Below are 20,541 nucleotides of genomic sequence, written 5' to 3'. Positions count from 1 at the left end.
GCTGAATCCATGACCGCACCCGCCGACCGCCGCAGCGCGGTATGGCCGGTGTTATGGATGGTGGCGCTGCTCGCAGGGATCACCGCCGCTGGCATCGGGGCTCTGTCGTTGGCTGACGCCCTGACCGCCACCGGGCTGCCCGACCCCGGGCCGGTCACCACGTTGGGTCTGCCGTTCGTGCGCGCCGCCGGTGAGATCGCGGCGGTTCTGGCGGTCGGCTCGTTCCTGTTCGCGACATTCTTCGTCCCGCCGCAGGACAGCGGGGTCCTCGATGTCGCCGGCTACCGTGCGCTGAAGATGGGCGTCGCCGCCTCGGGGGTGTGGGCGGTGTGCGCTGTCCTGCTGATTCCGCTGACCGTCTCCGATGTTTCCGGTCAGCCACTGAGTGACCACCTCAACCCAGTCCAGCTGTGGTCGGTGACTAGCCTGGTCGATACCGCCGGGGCGTGGCGGTGGACGGCGTTTCTGGCGCTGGCGGTGGCGATGGCGGGCCGTGCGGTGCTGCGCTGGTCATGGACGCCGTTCCTGCTGGCCGGCTCGCTGATCACGCTCGTCCCGTTGGGCCTCACCGGGCACTCGTCGGCGGGCGGCGCGCACGATATCGCCACCAACAGCCTGTTGATCCACTTGCTGGCCGGGGCGTTGTGGGCGGGCGGGCTGCTGGCCCTGCTGGCCCATGCGCTCCGCGGCGGCGAGCATGCCGGCCTGGCGGCGCGACGCTTCTCGGCGGTGGCGTTCTGGTGCTTCATCGCGATGGCGCTCTCCGGTGTGATCAACGCCTTCGTCCGGATGCGGTTGTCCGACCTGTTCGCCACCGAGTACGGCTGGCTGGTGGTGGCCAAGATCGTCGCGCTGTGTTCCCTGGGCGTCATCGGGTGGCGGCAACGCCGCGGGCCGGTGGCCGCCCTGCAGGCCGACCCGCAGGCGCGCGGCCTGCTGATCCGGCTGGCCTCCGTCGAGGCGCTGGTGTTCGGTCTCACGTTCGGCATCGCGGTCGGCTTGGGCCGCACCCCGCCGCCCGCGCCACTGGACGCGAACCCATCCCCGGCCGACGTGGCGATCGGCTACGACTTCGCCGGTCCACCGACGGTCGCGCGGATCCTGCTGGACTGGCGTTTCGACCTGGCCTTCGGCACGGCCGCGATCGTCCTCGCGGCGGTGTACGTGGCCGGGGTGATCCGGCTACGCCGCCGCGGTGACGCCTGGCCGGTGGGTCGGACCGTGGCCTGGCTGCTGGGTTGTGCGGTGCTGCTGTTCACCACGTCGTCGGGCCTGGGGCGCTACATGCCGGCGATGTTCAGCATGCACATGGCGGCGCACATGCTGCTGTCGATGCTGGTGCCGGTCCTGTTGGTGCTGGGCGCGCCGGTCACCCTGGCACTGCGGGCGCTGCCGACGGCGGGCAAGGGCAACCCGCCCGGGCCGCGGGAGTGGCTGCTCGACGCCCTGCACAGCAGGTGGTCGCGGTTCTTCACCCATCCGGTCGTGGCCACCATCGTGTTCGTCGCCGGGTTCTACGGCCTGTACTTCGGTGGCATCTTCGACGCGGCGGTCAGCGATCACGGCGCACATGTGCTGATGAACCTGCACTTCCTGATGAGCGGCTACCTGTTCTACTGGGTCGTCATCGGCGTCGACCCCACCCCGCGGCCGTTGCCGCCGGTGGCCAAGATCGCGATGGTGTTCGCCTCGCTGCCGCTGCACGCATTCTTCGGCGTGGTGATGATGGGCATGCCGCGGGTACTGGGGGAGAGCTTCTACCGGTCGCTGCGGCTGAGCTGGCACACCGACCTGATCGGTGATCAGCATCTTGGCGGTGGAATCGCTTGGGCGGCAGGCGAAATCCCGCTCGTGGTGGTGATGATCGCGCTGCTGGTCCAGTGGAGTCGCAGCGACCGGCGCACGGCCAAGCGGCTTGATCGCGCCGCCGACCGCGACGACGACGCAGACCTGGCCGCCTACAACGCGATGCTGGCCGAGATGGCCCGCCGCGATGCCAGCGGCAGCAATCACTGAATCCATCCCCAGTCCGAGATCCATCCCCAACCCACAGCCGGTTCGACGCAATGCGGACGTCGCTGTCGGGGTCCGGCGGCTCACTGGAGGCGCACAACCCAAGAGAAACGAAAGGACCACAGCCATGTTCGAAACTCATCTGACTGTCGTCGGTCGCGTCGTGACCGACCCTCGCCGCCGGATCGTCGGCGGCCAGGAACTGATCAGCTTCCGGGTGGCCAGCAATTCCCGCCGCCGCACCGGTGACGGCACCTGGGAGCCCGGCAACTCGCTGTTCATCACCGTCAACTGCTGGGGCAAGCTGGTCACCGGCGTCGGCGCCGGCCTCTACAAGGGCGCCCCGGTTATCGTCGTCGGCGACGTCTTCACCAGCGAGTACGAGGACAAAGAGGGCGTGCGGCGCTCGTCGCTGGAAATGCGGGCCAGCGCGGTCGGCCCCGACTTGTCCCGTGCCATCATCCGCTTCGAGCAGCCTCAGCCCAGGCCGGCCGAACCCGCCGTCGACGAGCCCGAGGCCGAGGATCCCCTGGAATCCGACGCCGTCGACGACGCCGAGGAGACCACGGACCTCCCGTTGTCCGCGTAGGCAGCCGCAGTGGCCGCGCTGGGCTGGCCAGCGCGGCCGCGAGGCTTTCGTCACGCGCGCCTAGGATGGTCGGCGAGCAATTCACGACCAGACGGAAGGCAACACCGCGGCAATGGCGGAATACATCTACACCATGCGGAAGGTCCGCAAAGCGCACGGCGACAAGGTCATCCTCGACGACGTCACGCTGGCCTTCCTGCCCGGAGCCAAGATCGGCGTCGTCGGCCCCAACGGTGCCGGTAAGTCGAGCGTCCTGCGGATCATGGCCGGCCTGGACCAGGCCAACAACGGCGATGCGCTGCTAGCGCCCGGCGCCACCGTCGGCATCCTCATGCAGGAGCCGAAGCTGGACGAGACCAAGACTGTCCGCGAGAACGTCGAGGACGGCGTGGCGATCAAGGGCAAGCTCAACCGGTACAACGAGGTCGCCGAGCTGATGGCCACCGACTACACCGACGAGCTGATGGACGAGATGGGCAAGCTCCAGGAGGAGCTGGACGCCGCCGACGCCTGGGATATCGACTCCCAGTTGGAGCAGGCGATGGACGCGCTGCGCTGCCCGCCGCCCGACGAGCCGGTGACGCATCTGTCCGGTGGTGAGAAGCGTCGCGTCGCGCTGTGCAAGCTGCTGCTGTCCAAGCCCGACCTGCTGCTGCTCGACGAACCGACCAACCACCTCGACGCCGAGAGTGTGCTGTGGCTCGAACAGCACCTCGCCGACTACAAGGGCGCGATCCTGGCCGTCACCCACGACCGGTACTTCCTCGACAACGTCGCCGAATGGATCCTGGAGCTCGACCGCGGCCGCGCCTACCCGTACGAGGGCAACTACTCGACCTACCTGGAGAAGAAGGCCGACCGCCTCGAGGTGCAGGGCAAGAAGGACCAGAAGCTGCAGCGGCGGCTGCGTGAGGAACTCGCCTGGGTCCGCTCCGGGGCCAAGGCCCGACAGGCCAAGAACAAGGCCCGTCTCGGCCGTTACGAGGAGATGGTTGCCGAGGCGGAGAAGACCCGCAAGCTCGATTTCGAGGAGATCCAGATCCCGGCTCCGCCGCGACTGGGCAACGTCGTTGTCGAGGTCGAACACCTCGACAAGGGTTTCGATGGTCGCGTCCTGATCAAGGACCTGTCGTTCACCTTGCCCCGCAACGGCATCGTCGGCGTCATCGGTCCCAACGGTGTCGGTAAGACGACCCTGTTCAAGACGATCGTTGGGCTGGAAGAGGCCGACAGCGGCAGTGTGCGGGTCGGTGACACCGTGAAGCTCAGCTACGTCGACCAGAGCCGTGCCGGCATCGACCCGAAAAAGACTGTGTGGCAGGTGGTTTCGGACGGACTCGACTTCATCGAGGTCGGTCAGAACGAGATCCCATCGCGGGCCTACGTGTCGGCGTTCGGGTTCAAGGGACCCGACCAGCAGAAGCCGGCCGGGGTGCTCTCCGGTGGTGAACGCAACCGGCTCAACCTGGCGCTCACCCTGAAAGTGGGCGGCAACCTGATCCTGCTCGACGAGCCCACCAACGACCTCGACGTCGAGACGCTGTCCTCGCTGGAGAACGCGCTGGAGACCTTCCCCGGCTGCGCGGTGGTGATCAGCCACGACCGCTGGTTCCTGGACCGCACCTGCACGCACATCCTGGCGTGGGAGGGCGACGACGACAACGAAGCCAAGTGGTTCTGGTTTGAAGGAAACTTCGGGGCCTACGAGGAGAACAAACTCGAGCGATTGGGAGCCGACGCGGCCCGTCCGCACAGGGTCACCCACCGCAGGCTCACACGCGACTAATGTGGCGCTGCGGACCAGCGCCGGTTCGCATGCTGATCAGGAGCGGCAGGTATGACGGTTGACCCCACAACTACCGAGTCGATAGGCGAGGCCTACTTCGCCACCTATCGAGGTCCCCACGGCGGGGCTCCCGACCCGGACGCCACCGACACCGGTCCGCTGGTGACAGCGTTCGCCGACCAGGCGGTTCCCTCGGGCCTGATCGCCGCCCAGGAGCGGCTGGCACACAGCCGGGTGGTTGGGGAGACCCTCGTCGCGATCTATCCCAGCGACGATCCCGGCGGCTTCGGGCCCGCGCTGCAGATCGTCACCGACCAGGCCACCATGCTGCTGGACTCGGTCACGGTGCTGCTGCACCGGGTCGGCGTCGCCTACGTCGCCTTGATGAACCCGGTGTTCCGGGTGCGGCGCAGCGCAGGTGGGGAACTACTCGAGGTGCGGACGTCGGCTGAGGATGCAGCCGGTTCGGATTCACCGGGCATCGAAGAGTCCTGGATCCACGTGCAGCTGTCGCCATCGGTCAACCGCAAGGCACTGGCCGAGGCCGAGCGGATGCTGCCGATGGTGGTGGCCGATGCCCGACAGGTGGCTCTGGACTCGTCGGCGTTGAGTGCCGCGCTGCACCACCTCGCCCGCGACCTCGACAACGACTCGGGAACCCGCTTCGCCGGTGCCGACCGCGAGGACGTCGCCGACCTGCTGCGCTGGCTGTCGGTGGGCAACTTCGTGCTGCTGGGCTGCCAGGACTGCACCGTGGGCGACGGGACGGCCACCGTCATAGAGTCCAGCCGTCTCGGAGTGGCGCGGCTGCGCACCGAGGTGCTGCCGGAGCTCACCAATCCCGGTGACCTGTTGGTGCTCGCTCAGGCCACGATGCCCAGCTTCCTGCGTTACGGCGCGTATCCCTACATTGTGGTGATCCGCGAGCACCGCGCCGACGGCCCAGACATCGAGCACCGGTTCGTCGGGTTGTTCACGGCCACCGCGATGAGCGCCAATGTGCTTGACATCCCGCTGATCTCGCGGCGGGTCCGCGACGTGCTGGCGCTGTCGCAGAACGACCCCAGCCACCCCGGTCAGCTGATGCTCGACATCGTTCAGACCATCCCGCGCTCGGAGCTGTTCTCGCTGGGCGCCGAACAGCTGCTCGATATGGCGACCACCGTCGTCGACCTCGGCTCGCGCCGCCGGGCGTTGCTGTTCCTGCGCGCGGCCCAGCTCGGTCACTTCGTATCCTGTCTGGTCTATCTGCCCCGCGACCGGTACACCACCGCGGTGCGGTTGGCCATGCAGGACATCCTGGTGCGCGAGTTCGGCGGGCTGAGCATCGACTACACCGCACGGGTCAGTGAATCGCCCTGGGCAGTAGTGCATTTCACGGTCCGTCTGCCGGACGGGTCCACCCGTGCGTCGATCGACGACGGTGAGGCGAACCGGACTCGCGTGCAGGGTTTGTTGACCGAGGCGCTGCGCACCTGGGGTGACCGGCTGATCGGCTCGGCGCGGGCGGGCAAGATCGACCTGGCGGTCGCCGAGCACTATGCCGACGCGTTGCCCGAAGAGTTCAAACAGGCCGTCACCTCGACCGAGGCAATCACCGACATCGGCATCATCGAAGCGCTGCAAGCGGATTCGGTCAAACTGCAGTTCGAGCAGGGCGACGAACCCAACGAGGCCTTCCTGACCTGGTACCTAGGCGGGTCCACAGCCTCGCTGAGTCACCTGCTGCCGATGCTGCAGTGCATGGGTGTGCTGGTGCTCGAGGAGCGCCCGTTCACCGTTGTGCGCCCGGACGGGCTGAAGGTCTGGATCTACCAGTTCAAGATCCGGCCGGACGCGTCCATGCCCGACGCCGCCAGCCAAGAGGAATGGGACGCCACCGCCCAGCGGTTCTCCGACGCTGTCACGGCGATCTGGCAGGGCCGTGCCGAGATCGATCGGTTCAACGAGTTGGTGCTGCGGGCCGGGCTGACCTGGCAGCAGGTGGCCGTGCTGCGGGCCTACGCAAAGTACTTGCGGCAGGCGGCTTTTCCGTACAGTCAATCGCATATCGAGTCGGTCCTCAACGGAAATCCCCGAACAACGCGCTCGCTGGTCAGCCTCTTCGAGGCGGTGTTCGATCCGGACTCGGCCGACAAAGGTCTGGACGCGCTGGCCGCGGCGGACGCCGTCGCCGCCGATATCGACGCGCTGGTCAGCCTGGACACCGACCGGGTGCTGCGGGCATTCGCCGCGATGATCCAGGCCACGCTGCGCACCAACTACTTCGTCACCAGCCCGGACTCGGCGCACGCCCAAAACGTCCTGTCGCTCAAGCTGAATCCCCAACTCATCGACGAGTTGCCGCTGCCGAGACCGAAATTCGAGATCTTCGTGTACTCGCCGCGGGTCGAAGGTGTGCATCTGCGATTCGGTCAGGTCGCGCGCGGTGGGCTGCGCTGGTCGGATCGCCGCGAAGACTTCCGCACCGAGATCCTCGGCCTGGTCAAGGCACAAGCCGTCAAGAACGCCGTCATCGTGCCCGTCGGCGCCAAGGGCGGATTCGTCGTCAAGAAGCCGCCGGCACCGCTCGGCGATGCCGCTGCCGACCGGGATGCGCTCCGCGTAGAAGGAATTGCGTGCTACCGGCTGTTCATCGCCGGCCTGCTCGACGTCACCGACAACGTCGACCGGGCCACCGGCGACATCATCACCCCGCCCGGAGTGGTCCGCCGCGACGGTGACGATGCCTATCTCGTCGTCGCCGCCGACAAGGGCACCGCCACGTTCTCCGACATCGCCAACGACGTCGCCCAGTCCTACAACTTCTGGCTGGGCGACGCATTCGCCTCCGGCGGCTCGGTGGGTTACGACCACAAGGCCATGGGCATCACCGCCAAGGGCGCCTGGGAGTCCGTCAAGCGGCACTTCCGGGAAATGGGCGTGGACACCCAGACCGAGGACTTCACCGTCGCCGGCGTCGGCGACATGAGCGGCGACGTCTTCGGTAACGGCATGCTGCTGTCGCACCACATCCGGCTGATCGCGGCGTTCGACCACCGGCACATCTTCATCGACCCGAACCCCGTTGCGGAGCGGTCGTGGGCGGAACGCCGCCGGTTGTTCGACCTGCCGCGCTCGAGCTGGGAGGACTACGACCCCGCACTGATCAGCGAGGGCGGCGGTGTGTTCAGCCGCCAGCAGAAGGCGATTCCGATCAGCCCGCAGATCCGTGCGGCCCTCGGTCTGCATAGCGATGCCGACGAGATGACGCCGCCGGCCCTGATGAAGGCGATCATGCAGGCCCCGGTCGACCTCTGGTTCAACGGCGGTATCGGCACCTACATCAAGGCTGAATCCGAATCGGATGCCGAAGTCGGCGACCGCGCCAATGACACCGTTCGGGTGAACGGAAACCAGGTGCGGGCCAAGGTGATCGGCGAGGGCGGCAACCTCGGGGTGACATCGCTGGGTCGTATCGAGTTCGACTTGTGTGGCGGGCGGATCAACACCGATGCCATGGACAACTCCGCCGGTGTGGACTGCTCCGACCACGAGGTCAACATCAAGATCCTGGTCGACTCGCTGGTCACCACGGGCAAGGTCAGCGCTGCCGAGCGCACCGAGCTGCTGGCCTCGATGACCGACGAGGTCTCGGCGCTGGTGTTGACCGACAACGTCCACCAGAACGACCTGATGGGTACCAGCCGGGCCAACGCGGCCACGCTGCTCAATGTGCATGCCCGCCAGATCGCCGAGCTCGAGGCGCGGCGCGGGCTCAACCGTGAACTGGAAGCACTGCCGTCGAAAAAGGAGATCCGCCGACGTCAGGAAGTCGGAATCGGGCTCAGTTCACCGGAATTGGCGACGTTGATGGCCCACGTCAAGCTCGCGCTCAAGGACGAGGTGCTGGCCAGCGACCTACCCGATCAGGAGGTGTTCGCCGCTCGGTTGCCGCAGTATTTCCCGAGCCAGCTGCGTGATCACTTCACCGCCGACATCCGCACCCACCAGCTGCGTCGCGAGATCATCACCACGATGCTGGTCAACAACGTCGTCGACATCGGCGGTATCTCGTTCGCCTACCGCGTCACCGAAGACACCGGCGTGGGATACGTCGACGCAGTGCGCACGTTCGTGGCTGCCGATGCGATCTTTGGAATCGGCCAGGTGTGGCAGCGCATTCTCGACGCGTCGCGTAACAATGAGGTGCCGGTCAACGTGTCCGACCGGATGACGCTGGACCTACGCCGGCTGCTGGACCGGGCGGCCCGGTGGCTGCTGAACTACCGCCCGCAGCCGCTTGCGGTCGGCGCCGAAATCAACCGGTTCGCCGCCAAAGTCACCGAGCTGACGCCGCGGATGCCGGACTGGTTGCGCGGCGACGACAAGGCCATCGTCACCAAGGAAGCCGGCGAATTCGCCGCATACGGTGCTCGGACGGATCTGGCGTACACGGTGGCCAGCGGGCTGTATCAGTACAGCTTGCTCGACGTGATCGACATCGCCGACATCGTTGAGCGCGATTCCGTCGAGGTGGCCGACACCTACTTCGCGCTGATGGATCACCTGGGCACCGACGGGCTGCTGACCGCGGTCTCCGGGCTCCCGCGCGATGATCGCTGGCATTCGTTGGCCCGCTTGGCAATTCGTGACGATATCTACGGGTCGTTGCGAGCTTTGTGCTTCGACGTGCTGGCCGTCGGCGAGCCGGAGGAGACGGGGGAGCAGAAGATCGCCGAGTGGGAGCACACCAACGGCTCACGGGTCGAACGAGCCCGCCGCACGCTGGCCGAGATCTACGCCGACGATGAACGCGATCTGGCCACGCTATCGGTGGCGGCACGCCAGATCCGCAGCATGGCGAGAACGAGTGGGACAGGATCAAGTGGGTAACGGGTTCACCACCGGCGTGCATGTGCGCTGGTCGGATATCGACATGTACCAGCACATCAACCACGCCACCATGGTGACGATCTTGGAAGAGGCGCGGGTGGACTTCCTACGCGAGCCGTTCGCCGAGGACATCGCCACCATCGGCCTGCTCATCCACGAGGTGCAGGTGCTCTACAAAGGCCAGCTGCGCCTGGCTGATTCACCACTGCAAGTGACGATGTGGACCAAACGGCTGCGTGCGGTGGACTTCACCCTCGGCTACGAGGTGCGCTCGTTGACCGCCGAACCGGACTCACGGCCGGCGGTGATGGCCGAGACTCAGCTGGCCGCGGTGCACATCGAAGAACAACGGCTGGTTCGCCTTTCGCCCAAGCATCGGGAGTACCTGCAGCGCTGGCAGCGATGACTCCCGAACGGGGCCTGGTGATCGCCGATGCCGCCGGGCGTGGCGATCTGGCAGCGTTCGTCGAGCGCGCTCTGCGCCTCGACGAGGCCGCGGTGGTCCGGCTGCGGGCCCGTTCCGATGGACTGGTGGCAGCCTGGGTGGCCACCGGCTTGGACGTACTCGCCGTACGGGTCGTCGCCGGTCAGCTCACCCCGGGCGACTTATCTTGCGGGGCAGATGCATTGGCTCGTGGACTGCGCGGCGCCGACGACTCGGGCTACATCGATCCCGGATATCAGATGGATTCCGCGTGGCGTGGTGGGCTACCGCCGGACACCGGATTCACCCACGTCGACGATGTACCGGCCGCCGTGCTCATCGATCTGGCGGGGCGTGGCGCTGGCCTGGCCAAGGAACACAGCAGCGCACACGGGCCGCCCGCCTCGCTGCTGGACCAGGATGTGCTGCAGGTGAGTTCGGGCGACGCCGCGGTCGGCGTGCCGATGCGCTGCGTCTTCGCCCTGACCGCCATGGGGTTCGTGCCCGAATCGCCTGGTGCCGAGGAGATCGTGCGGGTGCGGCTATCGCCCACCTGGCTGCGCGTCGACGCACGGTTCGGATCGGTGTATCGACGACGCGGAGACCCCGCGCTAGTACTGCGTTAGGAGCCTCCATGGCCCCGTGCCCGTCGCTGAACGTACAGATTTGGCCGGGGTATCAGTACGGATCGTTGTGCAGGGTCACCCGACGGTTGAGCCAAAGCGGAAACACGTCACCTACATGCCACTCCTCGGAGTACAGCACGGCGCGGCCGTCAGTGTCGTAGTCGATTTCGTCGATGTGCAGTAGTGGCGCCCCTTCGGGCACTGCGAGAAGCTGCGACAGAACTTCATCGGTGCGCACGGGTGTGAGCCGAGCCCGGGCACTGCGAGGCTCGTACCCAACTGTCTCCATCATCGAGAACAGCGACCCCGTCATATCGGCGAACGCAGTTGGTGAGACAAGTTCGCTAGGCAGGCGGTCGCGGCTGAATATCACCGGGTGGTCATCGGCGGTATGAATACGGTCGACGACGAGAAGTCGCGAATCGTGGGGCAACTTAAGTCGTTCGGCTTCACCAGTTGTTGCCGCGCGCTCTTCGCGGCGGATGAGGCGGATGCCGGGGGTATGCCCGGCATCCGCAATCATCGCCATGTAGCTCAAGGAGGTATCAAGGCTGCGCTGATTGGGCGATCGAAGAACGAAGGTCCCCGAGCCTCGTTTGGCATGGAGGAAACCGGCAGCGATCAGAGAACGGTACGCTTCGCGAATCGTTGCACGGCTGACATTCCACCGCTCGCACATCTCTTGCTCATTGGGGAGTTGATCGCCAACTTTCAACGTGCCGGCGCTCATCAGCCCGAGGATGTCGTCGCGAACCTCATCGACGAGTGATGGTCGACGGCTGGCCATGATCTGCTCCCGTCTCAGTAATCTTGCTGGGTGTCCGAAGCGTACTGGAGCGCCGTGGTGAGTTGAGACTCTAGGCCGGGCCTGGCGTCCAGCTCGTTGCTGAAGACAGCGCCGCCGATGGTGAATCCCCAGGCCCCGGCGTCGGCGATGGTTCGCACTTGTTCGGCTGAGGTAACCGAGCCGGCCACGATCACCGGACCGGCGCTACGGCTGACGGTCGATGAGATCAGCGAGCCGATGTCCGCGGTGCGGTGGCGGTAGGCCAGCAGGTCGACACCGTCCACGCCATCGATGGCGGTCAGTGTTGCTGCGTCGCTGGCGATTTCATCCACAGTGCCTTCCAGCACGCTTGGGTGACCAACAGTGCGGCCGCAAAACGGCGCGTAGCGAATGTTTCGACCGCGCAGCATATCGACGACGTCGGTGGCAGCCTTGCCGCCGAGGATCCAGTCGACGCCCGCCGTGATGCCGGCAGATACTGCGGCCAACTCTGCGTCGCGAGTCTCCGCTACCACCTCAAGGTAGGTGGTGACGCCGGCTTCGCGCGCGGTGCTGACGAGCTCGACCTGACGTTCGGGAGTCGACCCGACGTCTTTGAATCCAACGTGTCTCACGCCCACCTTGAGTGCTACGTGTAGGGCGTCTAGAGCGTGGTCGACGGTGCGGTCGTTGTGGGTGAGCATGAAGATGAACTCAGCCATTGCGTCTCCTTGGCGAGAGTGGATTGTGACCACGCCAGGTTGTCAGACGTCTGGTCAATATGCAATCACCGGGATTGCGCGAAGGGCGAGAGAGTATCCAACAGATCCCTCATATTCGCCTGTCGAGAGCGTTATCAGGAATTGACACATGTCAATCAGTTGCCTGACGTCTGCTCACTATCTAAACTCTGGTACCCAGACGCACACTCGGCGCCGAGGATGGTCGCGACCACAGACAGTCGGAAGGAAACGGATGGTTCACAAGTTGCAGAAACGCAGCCGGGGGTTAGCCCTTGTCGCGGCGAGTGTCCTGGTGATGTCGCTCAACGCGTGTGCCGCTAGGGATACCGCAACAAACGCCGACTGCGCGCAGACCTATGCGATCGGCTTTAGTCATCCGAGCGGTCAGGCTGCGTTCGTCAAGGCGTTGAAGTCGAAGGTGGAGCAGGCAGCTCAGGCCAACGGCTGCGTGAAGGTGCTGCTTGATAACACTCAGGGGGAGAGCCTCGAGAACCAGCGAGCAACGCTCGAAAGCTGGGTAGCGCAAAAGGTTAACGCCATCGTCGTCCTTCCCGTCGACAACGCCTCGGTCGAAAGTCTTCGCAAACGAGCACAGGCCCAGGGCACCAAGTGGCTGACCTACGCAGGCCTCACAGAGGGAGCCGACGGTTCGGTCGGCTTCGACAACGACGCCAGCGGCACCATGGTGGCAAACGACGCGATAGCGTGGGCCGGCCACGCATATCCTGGCGGAGGTCTGACGGCGGCGATCACGACGAGCCCTCTGGTTGGCTTCAATGGCCGGTTCGCCATCCCCAATAAGCTATTGCCGGAAGCCGGCATTGATGTCGTGTCCTATCAGCAGTGTTTGGACCAGGCGTGCGGCCTGCGCATTGCGGAAGACACCTTGCGCGAGCATCCCAACTTGCGCGTCTTCATCGGTCTGAACGACGATGCGGCGCTCGGCGCGCTACGCGCCTTCAACAACGCGGGCGTCGACCCTCAGACGGTCTACATCGCGGGCCAGGACGGCAACATCGATGGCCTGGAGGCTGTGAAAAAGGGTGGTGCCTACCGCGCATCGGCGGCGATCCTGCTTGCTGACCTGGCGCAGTCGATCATCGACACGTCGATCGCCGCCGTGACCGGTAACGGGGTCACCAACAGCGAATCGGCCGTCGAACTCGCAACGCTTCGTGATCCCGCCCAACTTGACAAACTGATCGCCCAGTACAACTGACATTGCACGCAAGGGGATTGGTGAGTCAATGATGTCGAGATCTCTCGAAGTGCGCGGTCTGACCAAGGAGTTCGGGGGCAACGCGGTGCTCAAGGGCGTTGACCTGGCATTCGCGCCAGGCACGATCCATGCGCTGCTCGGCCCGAACGGGGCCGGCAAGTCGACGATGCTGGGGTGCATCACAGGGGCTCAGTCCCCAGACGGCGGCGAGATTATCGTCGGCGGACGGACTTTCCACTCCCTCACGCCGCGCACGGCGCGCGAAGCAGGCATCGCGATCATTTACCAACACGCCCAATTGGCAAGCGATCTCACCGTCGCGGACAACGTGTTCCTAGGTCGCGAGCTTCGTAAGCGTTCAGGCGTGGTCGACGTGTCCCGTCAAGTTGAGTTGGCCGAGCGGACGCTTGGATCCCTCGGCGTCGACATCGATGTCCGCCGGTTCGTCGGCGGCCTTGCTGTCGGCGAGCAGCAGCTGGTCGAAATCGCCCGAGCCCTCGTCGAGGAACCCGAAGTCCTAATTCTCGATGAACCGACCGCGGCGCTCAGCGACAGCGAAACCGAGAATCTGCTGTCGACCATGCGGCATCTCGCGCACGACAGAGGTTTGGCCGTCATTTTCGTGACTCACATTCTCAGGGAAGTCATGGACGCCGCCGACGTCGTCACCGTAATACGCGACGGTGTCGAATTGTGGACGCGCACGATTGAATCGACCACGATGGCCGATCTCATCGAAGGCATCTCACCGAACGCGCCGACGTCGGAGCGCCAGTGCCGGGAGGGCACGCGCACGCCGTTGGTGCGCCTTGACTCCTATCATTCCGGCTTCACCGGGCCCGTCGACCTGGTAGTCGGCGTTGGTGAGGTTGTCGGCCTGTTTGGTGTACTCGGCTGCGGACGTACCGATCTGCTCGAGGCAATCGCCGGCGTCGGCGGACACCGGCAGGGTGAACTCACGATAGGCGGCGAACGCAAGTCGCCACGCTCGCCCGGCGCAGCCGCGTCGTCCGGTATTGCCTTCGTGCCTTCGGATCGCAAGGCGCAGGCGATTTTCGGCGATATGTCGGCGTTGGAAAACCTCCTCATGCCGCACTTTGGTGCGTTGAGCGCCGGACCGCGGCGAATGCGGGCCGAGGGGCGGCTATTCGCCGAGGCAGCGGCACGGGTGAATTTGAAACCGTCCTCCGCGGAGTACCCGGCGGCCTACTTGTCGGGTGGCAACGCACAGAAGCTCGTATTATCGCGGTGGGTAGCAGGTGTGGAGCCGAGACCGATCTCGCTTTTGTTGCTCGACGATCCAACTCAGGGTGTCGACATCGGCTCCAGATACGAGATCTATGACCTGGTAAGGCAGTTCGTCGCCGAGGGTGAGCGCGCGGTCATGTTCGCCTCGAACGATCCCGAGGAACTGCTTCTCCTGGCGGATCGAGTCGTTGTTCTTGCTGAAGGCAGCATCGTCGCGATCCGGCATGCCGCCGAACTCGACGAGCAGAGCTTGCTCGCGCTTGCCCACCACTAGCTGCCCATGCCCACCACACGCCACAACACCCCAGGGATGATCATGACTGCAACCGCAAGGGCAAGTGAGGAACTACTCACCGAACGACGTCGCTCGTATTCCGAAATTGCGCTGCGCGCCACGGACTGGGTCATGCCGGTGGGAACGGCGCTTCTCATGGCCTACTTCGCGGTCGTGACTTCACAGTTCATGACCTTCGAGAACCTGACCGCCATTGCGACCCAGAACGCGCACGTGTTCACCGTCGCCGTGGTGGCCGCGATGCTTCTGATGGCCGGATACGCTGACCTCTCGGTGGGATCGGTGATGGCGCTGGCGGGCGTGGCTTCGGGGCTGGCCTTTCTCGCCCTTGGCTTCGTGCCGGGCATCCTGGTTGGCCTCGCCGTAGGCCTCGGGGCTGGGCTGGCCAATGGCCTTTTCATCGGGTATTGGAATTTCTCGCCGATCGTCGTCACCCTAGGCATGCTGGCAGCCGCTCGCGGTTTAGCCCAATTCCTAGCCCCCGGTTCGCTATTCGGTTTCCCCGACGCGGTCGGCGACTTCGGGTCTGGCACGATCGCAGGAATCTCGTACCTGGTGCTCATAGCCGCGATCATTATCGTCGTCTGCATGTCTGTGATGACGCTGCTACCCGTCGGCAGACACATCATCGCCACGGGTGTCAATCGGCGTGCGGCGTACCTTTCCGGCGTCGACGTCAAGCGTCTGATTCTCGTTCTCTACGCGGCGACGGGCGCCGCAGCCGGTCTCGCCGGTGTTCTCCAAGTCGCCCGGCTCAACAGCGCGCCGTCGTCCAGCCTCGGACTCAGTTTCGAGGTCACCGTGTTGACGGCAATCCTGTTGGGTGGCATCGCATTTACCGGTGGCAGGGGCAGCATCTGGCGCGTGGTTCTCGGCGTCTGGCTCATCGGGATGCTCAACAACGGACTGACTCTCATGAACGTCGGGGTTGAGGTCAGTGGCATTGTTACTGGAGTTGTACTGATCATCGCCGCGGCGCTCGAGGCGGCGCGCTCCACCATACGAGCCCGAATTTAGTTTTGGTTATCAACCCGTTCACCCCAACCACACAGGAGAAACAACAGATGACGACCTTCAGTGACCAGATGCTTGCCGGCAAAACTGCGGTGGTTACGGGTGTGAACGGCGGTATAGCGGGCGCGATTGCCGACGCGCTCAAAGGTGTCGGGGCCGCGGTCGTTGGCATTGATTTGAATGACAATAGCGATGTGGCACTTGACCACTATTTCCCGGCCGACCTGAGTCAATACGACGCCGTGCGCGCCGTCGCCGCGGACGTGGAGCAGGCCACTGGCGGGGTTGACGTACTGGTCAATGCCGCCGCGATCACCCGTCCCGGCCCCGCCATCAATATCGGCGAAGCAGATTGGGACCCCGTACTCGACGTCAACGCAAAGGGATTGTTCTTCCTGAGCCAGGAGTTTGCGCGCGGTATGGCTGCGCGCGGTCACGGAAAGATCGTCAACTTCGCGTCCCGATGCGCATACGTCGGGTACGAGGACTTTCTCAGCTACAACGCCAGTAAGGCTGCCGTTGTCGCGATCACCAACACGATGGCCGTCGAGCTTGGCGCGGCCGGGGTGCAGGTGAACGCGATCGCCCCGGGCTTCGTGATGACGCCGATGACAGCGTACGTCAAGGAGGACGCCGAACTGGATCAACGCCTGCTCTCCCGCATCCCGATGCGCCGGTACGGTACTCCAGCGGAAGCGGCGAATCTCGTCCTGTTCCTAGCCTCGCCGGCATCCGATTACGTGACCGGTGTGACGGTGCCCCTCGATGGCGGAATGTTGGTGGCATGACAAGTCCGGACTGCACACCGACACGGGCTTTTCGGGCACCAACGCGATATTGGCAGGGCCCTGGCGAGATAGATCGAATCGCGGATAGGTTGGGAAATCTGGGATCTCGCGCGATCGTGGTCCTCTCGGCGAGATCGCAACAGTTGTATGAGGATCGGATGCGCGCTGGGGCGGGCAGCCTGGTCCTCGACTTCGTCGCGGTGCCCTCGAAGTGCACCTTCGAACGAATCGCGGCAGTCGAAGATGAAGTCGAGCGCGCGCGAGCGGACTTTGTTGTGGGAGTGGGTGGTGGCACCATCATCGACACCGTGAAGGCGTGTGCCCACCGCACGCGGCGTCCGGTTGCGGTACTGCCGACGCTGGCGTCCACCGACGCACCGACGGCGGCGGCGGCGGTGATCTACGACGACGCCGGGACCGTCGTCTCGATCGAGACCTATGCCGAAGGCCCCGCGGCAGTCGTCGTTGACACCGATATCATCGCGGAAGCGCCAGCGCGGTACCTGATTTCGGGTATGGGTGATGCAATGGCCACAACATTCGAGGCACGGGCGTGTCTTGAAGCTGAGGCCCCGGTGCTCGCCGGAGGACTTGGCACCATCGCCGCGCGCGGAATCGCCGAGCAGTGCCGATCAACTCTCCTGGACGCAGCCGTGGGAGCGGTGGCCTTCGTCGACGGGGATCGGGATCGACGCCGAGATTTCGAGAACGTGGTGGAGGCCAATACGTTGTTGAGCGGTCTGGGCTTCGAGAGTGGTGGTCTGGCCGCCGCCCATGCGATCCACAACGCGATCAAACCGTTTTCGCGGTCCACCGCGTTGCACGGGGAATTGGTTGCCTATGGGTTGTTGGTGCACCTGGTCTTGGTCGCTGACGAAAACGGGCTCAACGAGGTGCTGGCGTTCAACCGCACGGTGGGACTTCCGGCCGCTGCCGCCGACATCGATCTGCCCGTTGCTGACGACGCGGTGATGGACGCGATCGTACGTCGGGCCTGCAGCCCAGATGATTCTATGCGCAACATGCCGCGTCCGATCAGTGAACGCGATGTGCGAGAGGCCTTTACCGTGGTCGAGGCGATGGCGCCAGGCGCATGAACGCCCCGTCAGTACTGGTGGTCGACGTTGGGACATCGTCGGTCCGGGCGACAGTAGTAGATGCGAGCGGTGCATTCCTCGCCCATGCGGCGCGCCCTCTGGCGCTGTGCAGCCCCGTTCCAGGTGCTGCCGAGCAAGATGCAGAGGACTGGTGGTCGGCCACCGCTGGGGCGCTGGCCGAAGTTGCCCCATACAGCGCTGGGGTCAGCGCGCTCACCGTAACTAACCAGCAGATCAGCACTGTTGCGGTCGATCGGTCCGGTGCACCCCTGGCTCCCGCCATGCTATGGATGGACCAGCGCGCGAACGAGATTCTCGATGCGATGCCAGCGCCCGTGCGCCACAAGGTGTGTGCCATCACGGGTAGCCCGGTGTCGAGTTCGTGGTCGATCGCTCGTCCCCTGTGGTGGCGCGACCGCGAGCCTCGAGTGTTTGCCAACGCCGACGCCTTCCTGACAGCGGACGCGTTCGTCTACTCCCGCCTCGCGGGTAGACGTGTCACCGACCCGTCTAACGCTTGCTTCTCGCTGATGAACATCCACACTGACAGCTACGACCGCGGCCTCGGCGTGGAGGTCGGCGTGGATGTTTCACTGCTGCCTGAGGTGGCGCCGTCGGGCAGCGCAATCGGTGCACTCGGGCCGCGGGTGGCGCAACGTCTCGGGCTGCCCGCAGGCCTCCCGATCGTTGCCTCAGGAAGTGATCAACCCTGCGCCGCTTTGGGGATGGGCGTGGTCCGGGCTGACCAGGTCGCTGTCACGACCGGCACCGGGACCTTCGTGGTCAGGCCCGTCGCGACACCGGTCACCGACTTCCGGTTCGTCCTCAATCGGGGCGTCGGTGACCTGCGGTACGTCCTCATGGGTATGCACTATGTGTCCGGTGCGGCGTGGAACTGGTTCGTCGATCACGTCGACGTCGCATGCAGTGGGCGCGGGGAGCTTTCGCAGCAGTTGCTCCAAGAGGTTTGGGAACGCGAGTCCGGTCGCCGCGCACCGTTGTTAGCGCCGTACTTCTCGGGTGCTCGCAGCCCGCATTTCGACGATGGTGCGCAGGCCACCTGGACCGGTCTGACACTGTGCACCTCTCGCGCAGACATGGCCTACTCAGTACTAGAGAGCAACGGGTTTGGCGTGCGGCAGATCGTGGATGCGATGGATGACGTGTGTGGAGAGCCCGCGTCGGTGGTTCGCCTTGCCGGCGGTCCGGCCGTGTCGCCGCAGTGGTGCCAGCTACAGGCGGATGCCTCGGGGCTGCGATCAGAGCGGGCATCGAGCGCGGAGGCCAGCACGCTCGGCGCCGCGATGGTCGTACTCGTCGGCTTGGGAGTACACGCCTCAGCCGCGGAAGCCAGCATCGCCTGCGCCGCCTCTTTCGAGTCGTTCGTCCCAAACCCGCAGACCGAAACCGCTTTTGCTGCAAGAAGAATGGCCTACGAAGACCTGTACGAGCGAATGAAAGGTGCGCACGTTGTCTAGCGCTTACTCCGCCCGTCCTTTGGCGTCGCTGAAAACCGACGCCCCGTCCGAGTACATCCTCACGGGCGGGTCGATACTTGGCGGCGATGCCTTCACCATATGCGGGGCGTTGCATATTGCCGACGGGCAGATCGTCGCCATCGGAGACCAGGCGGACCTCTTCGATGACCGTATACCGGTATACGATCTCGATGGTGCGGTTGCGCTACCGGGCTTGCACGACACGCACTTTCACATGATGAGCACCGGTGCCAACAAGCGTGCCGTTGACCTTTCCTCCTGTCAGAGCGTGGCCGAGGTTCTGGATCGGGTTGCTTGTGCGCCGGCAGCCGCCGGGACGGACTGGGTCATCGCAGGGCAACTCGACGAAGCGCGGTTGCAGGAGGGGCGTGCACCGACGCTCGCCGAACTTGACCAGGTTTGCCCCGACCGACCGCTCTACATCAATGACCGGGGGCTGCACTATTCGCTCATCAACTCGGTGGCGGCGGACCTGCTGGACCTGCAAGCGGCGGCCCGCGACTACGCCGGACGCATGCAGGAGTCGCTCAGCGGGCTGGCGAAGGAGCGGCTCGGTGCGGTGCTGCCATTGGAGTACGCGCAGGAAAATTTGCGCTTTGCGGCGCAGTACGCCGCCGACCTGGGTTTGACCACCCTGCACGCCATCGAGGGCGGCGAGCTGTTCGACGACCGCGATGTTGCGGTGCTGCGCAACCTCCACGCCAATCTCCCTGTGCGGGTGCACATTTTGTGGAGCACTGAAGACGTCGCGGCGATCGCCGCAGCCGGCTACCGGCACGGGGGAGGTGACGTTTGCGCCGACGGGTCTCTGGGATCGCGCACCGCGCGGCTGAGCGTGGCCTACGACGATGCCCCTGAGGAGCTGGGTGTCACGCTGCGTGACCGCGACACACTCATCGCGTTGTTCTCCCATGCCGAACGACTGGGCATTCAGTTCGGGGTGCACGCAATCGGCGATGTTGCCGTGGCCGACGCGGTCGAAGCGATCGCCGCGGTCTGTGCGCCGGGAAATCCGTTGCGGCATCGTGTCGAGCACTTCGGCATGCCTTCGATGGAGGTTATTGCCAGAGCCGCCGAGGTCCGGGTCGGGGTATCCACGCAGCCCGGATTCGCCTACCTGCGCGGGCAGCGCGACGGCGTCTACGCATCGCGGCTCGGCGCAGAACGCCTGGCGGCGGCGTATCCGCTGCGCACCCTGTTGGACGCGGGTTTGATCGTCTCGGGCGGTTCCGACAGTGACGTCACGAGTGCGGACCCGTTCCTGGGCATCCATTCTGCCGTTAATCATCCGCAGCACGCGGAACGGCTGACTCCGGCTGAGGCCCTGACGATGTATACCGGGTCCGCCGAGTGGATGGCCGGCGGAGACCCGACGCAGGCGTACCTTGTCGAGCGCACTCGGGCTGACGTCACCGTTGCCGATGCCAACCCGCTGGCTGTCGCCCCGGACGCCATCGAAGGAATCGCGGCGGTGGCGACCATCGTGGGTGGGCGCTCGGTGGGGCGCTAGGCGCCTACGAGAGAACTTTCCAGGCACACGGCTGCCGTCCCGAAATTGT

The 20,541-nt window shown here is 65.2% G+C and carries 15 protein-coding genes; 13 read left to right on the top strand and 2 right to left on the bottom strand.

The features are described from left to right. Positions 1-9: 9 nt before the first annotated feature. The 6 genes from G6N38_RS01580 to G6N38_RS01555 all read left to right on the top strand — a co-directional run bounded on the left by G6N38_RS01580 (position 10) and on the right by G6N38_RS01555 (position 10,313). Positions 10-2,016, top strand: coding sequence for a bifunctional copper resistance protein CopD/cytochrome c oxidase assembly protein (locus G6N38_RS01580; RefSeq protein WP_163745945.1), 2,007 nt, complete (start codon positions 10-12; stop codon positions 2,014-2,016). 124 nt (positions 2,017-2,140) lie between these two features. After that, on the top strand, positions 2,141-2,602 hold the full coding sequence (locus tag G6N38_RS01575; RefSeq protein WP_163745944.1) for a single-stranded DNA-binding protein: 462 nt from the start codon (positions 2,141-2,143) through the stop codon (positions 2,600-2,602). Between the two features lie 112 nt (positions 2,603-2,714). Beyond that, entirely contained in the window at positions 2,715-4,388 is a 1,674-nt protein-coding gene (gene ettA, locus G6N38_RS01570) for an energy-dependent translational throttle protein EttA (protein WP_163745943.1), read from the top strand. 51 nt (positions 4,389-4,439) lie between these two features. Next, positions 4,440-9,263 carry an NAD-glutamate dehydrogenase gene (locus G6N38_RS01565; RefSeq protein ID WP_163745942.1) on the top strand — a complete coding sequence of 1,608 codons (4,824 nt, stop codon included), beginning with the start codon at positions 4,440-4,442 and terminating at the stop codon, positions 9,261-9,263. Continuing rightward, a complete protein-coding gene (locus G6N38_RS01560) occupies positions 9,256-9,669 on the top strand; it encodes an acyl-CoA thioesterase (protein ID WP_163751737.1) in 414 nt (137 codons plus the stop codon). The genes G6N38_RS01565 and G6N38_RS01560 overlap by 8 nt, the downstream gene beginning before the upstream one ends. After that, complete coding sequence (locus G6N38_RS01555; protein ID WP_163745941.1) at positions 9,666-10,313, top strand: DUF8010 domain-containing protein; 648 nt, start codon at positions 9,666-9,668, stop codon at positions 10,311-10,313. The genes G6N38_RS01560 and G6N38_RS01555 overlap by 4 nt, the downstream gene beginning before the upstream one ends. A gap of 52 nt (positions 10,314-10,365) precedes the next feature. Here the strand turns inward: G6N38_RS01555 and G6N38_RS01550 are convergent, their stop codons facing one another. Then, a complete protein-coding gene (locus G6N38_RS01550; protein ID WP_163745940.1) occupies positions 10,366-11,100 on the bottom strand; it encodes a GntR family transcriptional regulator in 735 nt (244 codons plus the stop codon). A 14-nt stretch (positions 11,101-11,114) separates the two neighbouring features. Next, positions 11,115-11,801 carry a 1-(5-phosphoribosyl)-5-((5-phosphoribosylamino)methylideneamino)imidazole-4-carboxamide isomerase gene (locus G6N38_RS01545; protein WP_163745939.1) on the bottom strand — a complete coding sequence of 229 codons (687 nt, stop codon included), beginning with the start codon at positions 11,799-11,801 and terminating at the stop codon, positions 11,115-11,117. 253 nt (positions 11,802-12,054) lie between these two features. On the opposite strand from G6N38_RS01545, the gene G6N38_RS01540 reads away from it, so the two are divergent. Genes G6N38_RS01540 through G6N38_RS01510 form a run of 7 tightly spaced genes read left to right on the top strand, consistent with a single transcriptional unit; the run spans position 12,055 to position 20,492 of the window. Next, complete coding sequence (locus G6N38_RS01540; RefSeq protein WP_163745938.1) at positions 12,055-13,041, top strand: sugar ABC transporter substrate-binding protein; 987 nt, start codon at positions 12,055-12,057, stop codon at positions 13,039-13,041. Positions 13,042-13,090: 49 nt separating this feature from the next. Beyond that, positions 13,091-14,563 (top strand): sugar ABC transporter ATP-binding protein, encoded by a 1,473-nt coding sequence (locus G6N38_RS01535; RefSeq protein WP_163745937.1) that lies wholly within the window; start codon positions 13,091-13,093, stop codon positions 14,561-14,563. A gap of 42 nt (positions 14,564-14,605) precedes the next feature. Then, a complete protein-coding gene (locus tag G6N38_RS01530; protein WP_163745936.1) occupies positions 14,606-15,601 on the top strand; it encodes an ABC transporter permease in 996 nt (331 codons plus the stop codon). Between the two features lie 47 nt (positions 15,602-15,648). After that, complete coding sequence (locus tag G6N38_RS01525) at positions 15,649-16,386, top strand: SDR family NAD(P)-dependent oxidoreductase (RefSeq protein WP_163745935.1); 738 nt, start codon at positions 15,649-15,651, stop codon at positions 16,384-16,386. Next, the gene (locus G6N38_RS01520; protein ID WP_163745934.1) at positions 16,383-17,483 is read left to right on the top strand and encodes a glycerol dehydrogenase; all 1,101 of its coding nucleotides are present in this window, start codon (positions 16,383-16,385) and stop codon (positions 17,481-17,483) included. Before G6N38_RS01525 ends, G6N38_RS01520 begins: the two co-directional genes overlap by 4 nt. Further along, the gene (locus G6N38_RS01515; protein WP_163745933.1) at positions 17,480-18,961 is read left to right on the top strand and encodes a xylulokinase; all 1,482 of its coding nucleotides are present in this window, start codon (positions 17,480-17,482) and stop codon (positions 18,959-18,961) included. The genes G6N38_RS01520 and G6N38_RS01515 overlap by 4 nt, the downstream gene beginning before the upstream one ends. Further along, complete coding sequence (locus G6N38_RS01510) at positions 18,954-20,492, top strand: amidohydrolase (RefSeq protein ID WP_163745932.1); 1,539 nt, start codon at positions 18,954-18,956, stop codon at positions 20,490-20,492. The genes G6N38_RS01515 and G6N38_RS01510 overlap by 8 nt, the downstream gene beginning before the upstream one ends. Positions 20,493-20,541: the final 49 nt, after the last annotated feature.

It is taken from the genome of Mycolicibacterium helvum (genome assembly GCF_010731895.1).
GTDB lineage: Bacteria > Actinomycetota > Actinomycetes > Mycobacteriales > Mycobacteriaceae > Mycobacterium > Mycobacterium helvum.
Note: the sequence above shows the minus strand (reverse complement) of the source record. Positions and strands in the feature narration are given on the sequence as shown.

Excerpts from the sequence above, each read along its gene's own strand:
- G6N38_RS01550 (WP_163745940.1), bottom strand. The coding sequence starts at position 11,100 with ATGGCCAGCCGTCGACCATCACTCGTCGATGAGGTTCGCGACGACATC.
- G6N38_RS01520 (WP_163745934.1), top strand. The coding sequence starts at position 16,383 with ATGACAAGTCCGGACTGCACACCGACACGGGCTTTTCGGGCACCAACG.
- G6N38_RS01515 (WP_163745933.1), top strand. The coding sequence starts at position 17,480 with ATGAACGCCCCGTCAGTACTGGTGGTCGACGTTGGGACATCGTCGGTC.
- G6N38_RS01565 (WP_163745942.1), top strand. The coding sequence starts at position 4,440 with ATGACGGTTGACCCCACAACTACCGAGTCGATAGGCGAGGCCTACTTC.
- G6N38_RS01540 (WP_163745938.1), top strand. The coding sequence starts at position 12,055 with ATGGTTCACAAGTTGCAGAAACGCAGCCGGGGGTTAGCCCTTGTCGCG.
- G6N38_RS01545 (WP_163745939.1), bottom strand. The coding sequence starts at position 11,801 with ATGGCTGAGTTCATCTTCATGCTCACCCACAACGACCGCACCGTCGAC.
- ettA (WP_163745943.1), top strand. The coding sequence starts at position 2,715 with ATGGCGGAATACATCTACACCATGCGGAAGGTCCGCAAAGCGCACGGC.
- G6N38_RS01525 (WP_163745935.1), top strand. The coding sequence starts at position 15,649 with ATGACGACCTTCAGTGACCAGATGCTTGCCGGCAAAACTGCGGTGGTT.
- G6N38_RS01575 (WP_163745944.1), top strand. The coding sequence starts at position 2,141 with ATGTTCGAAACTCATCTGACTGTCGTCGGTCGCGTCGTGACCGACCCT.
- G6N38_RS01530 (WP_163745936.1), top strand. The coding sequence starts at position 14,606 with ATGACTGCAACCGCAAGGGCAAGTGAGGAACTACTCACCGAACGACGT.
- G6N38_RS01555 (WP_163745941.1), top strand. The coding sequence starts at position 9,666 with ATGACTCCCGAACGGGGCCTGGTGATCGCCGATGCCGCCGGGCGTGGC.
- G6N38_RS01580 (WP_163745945.1), top strand. The coding sequence starts at position 10 with ATGACCGCACCCGCCGACCGCCGCAGCGCGGTATGGCCGGTGTTATGG.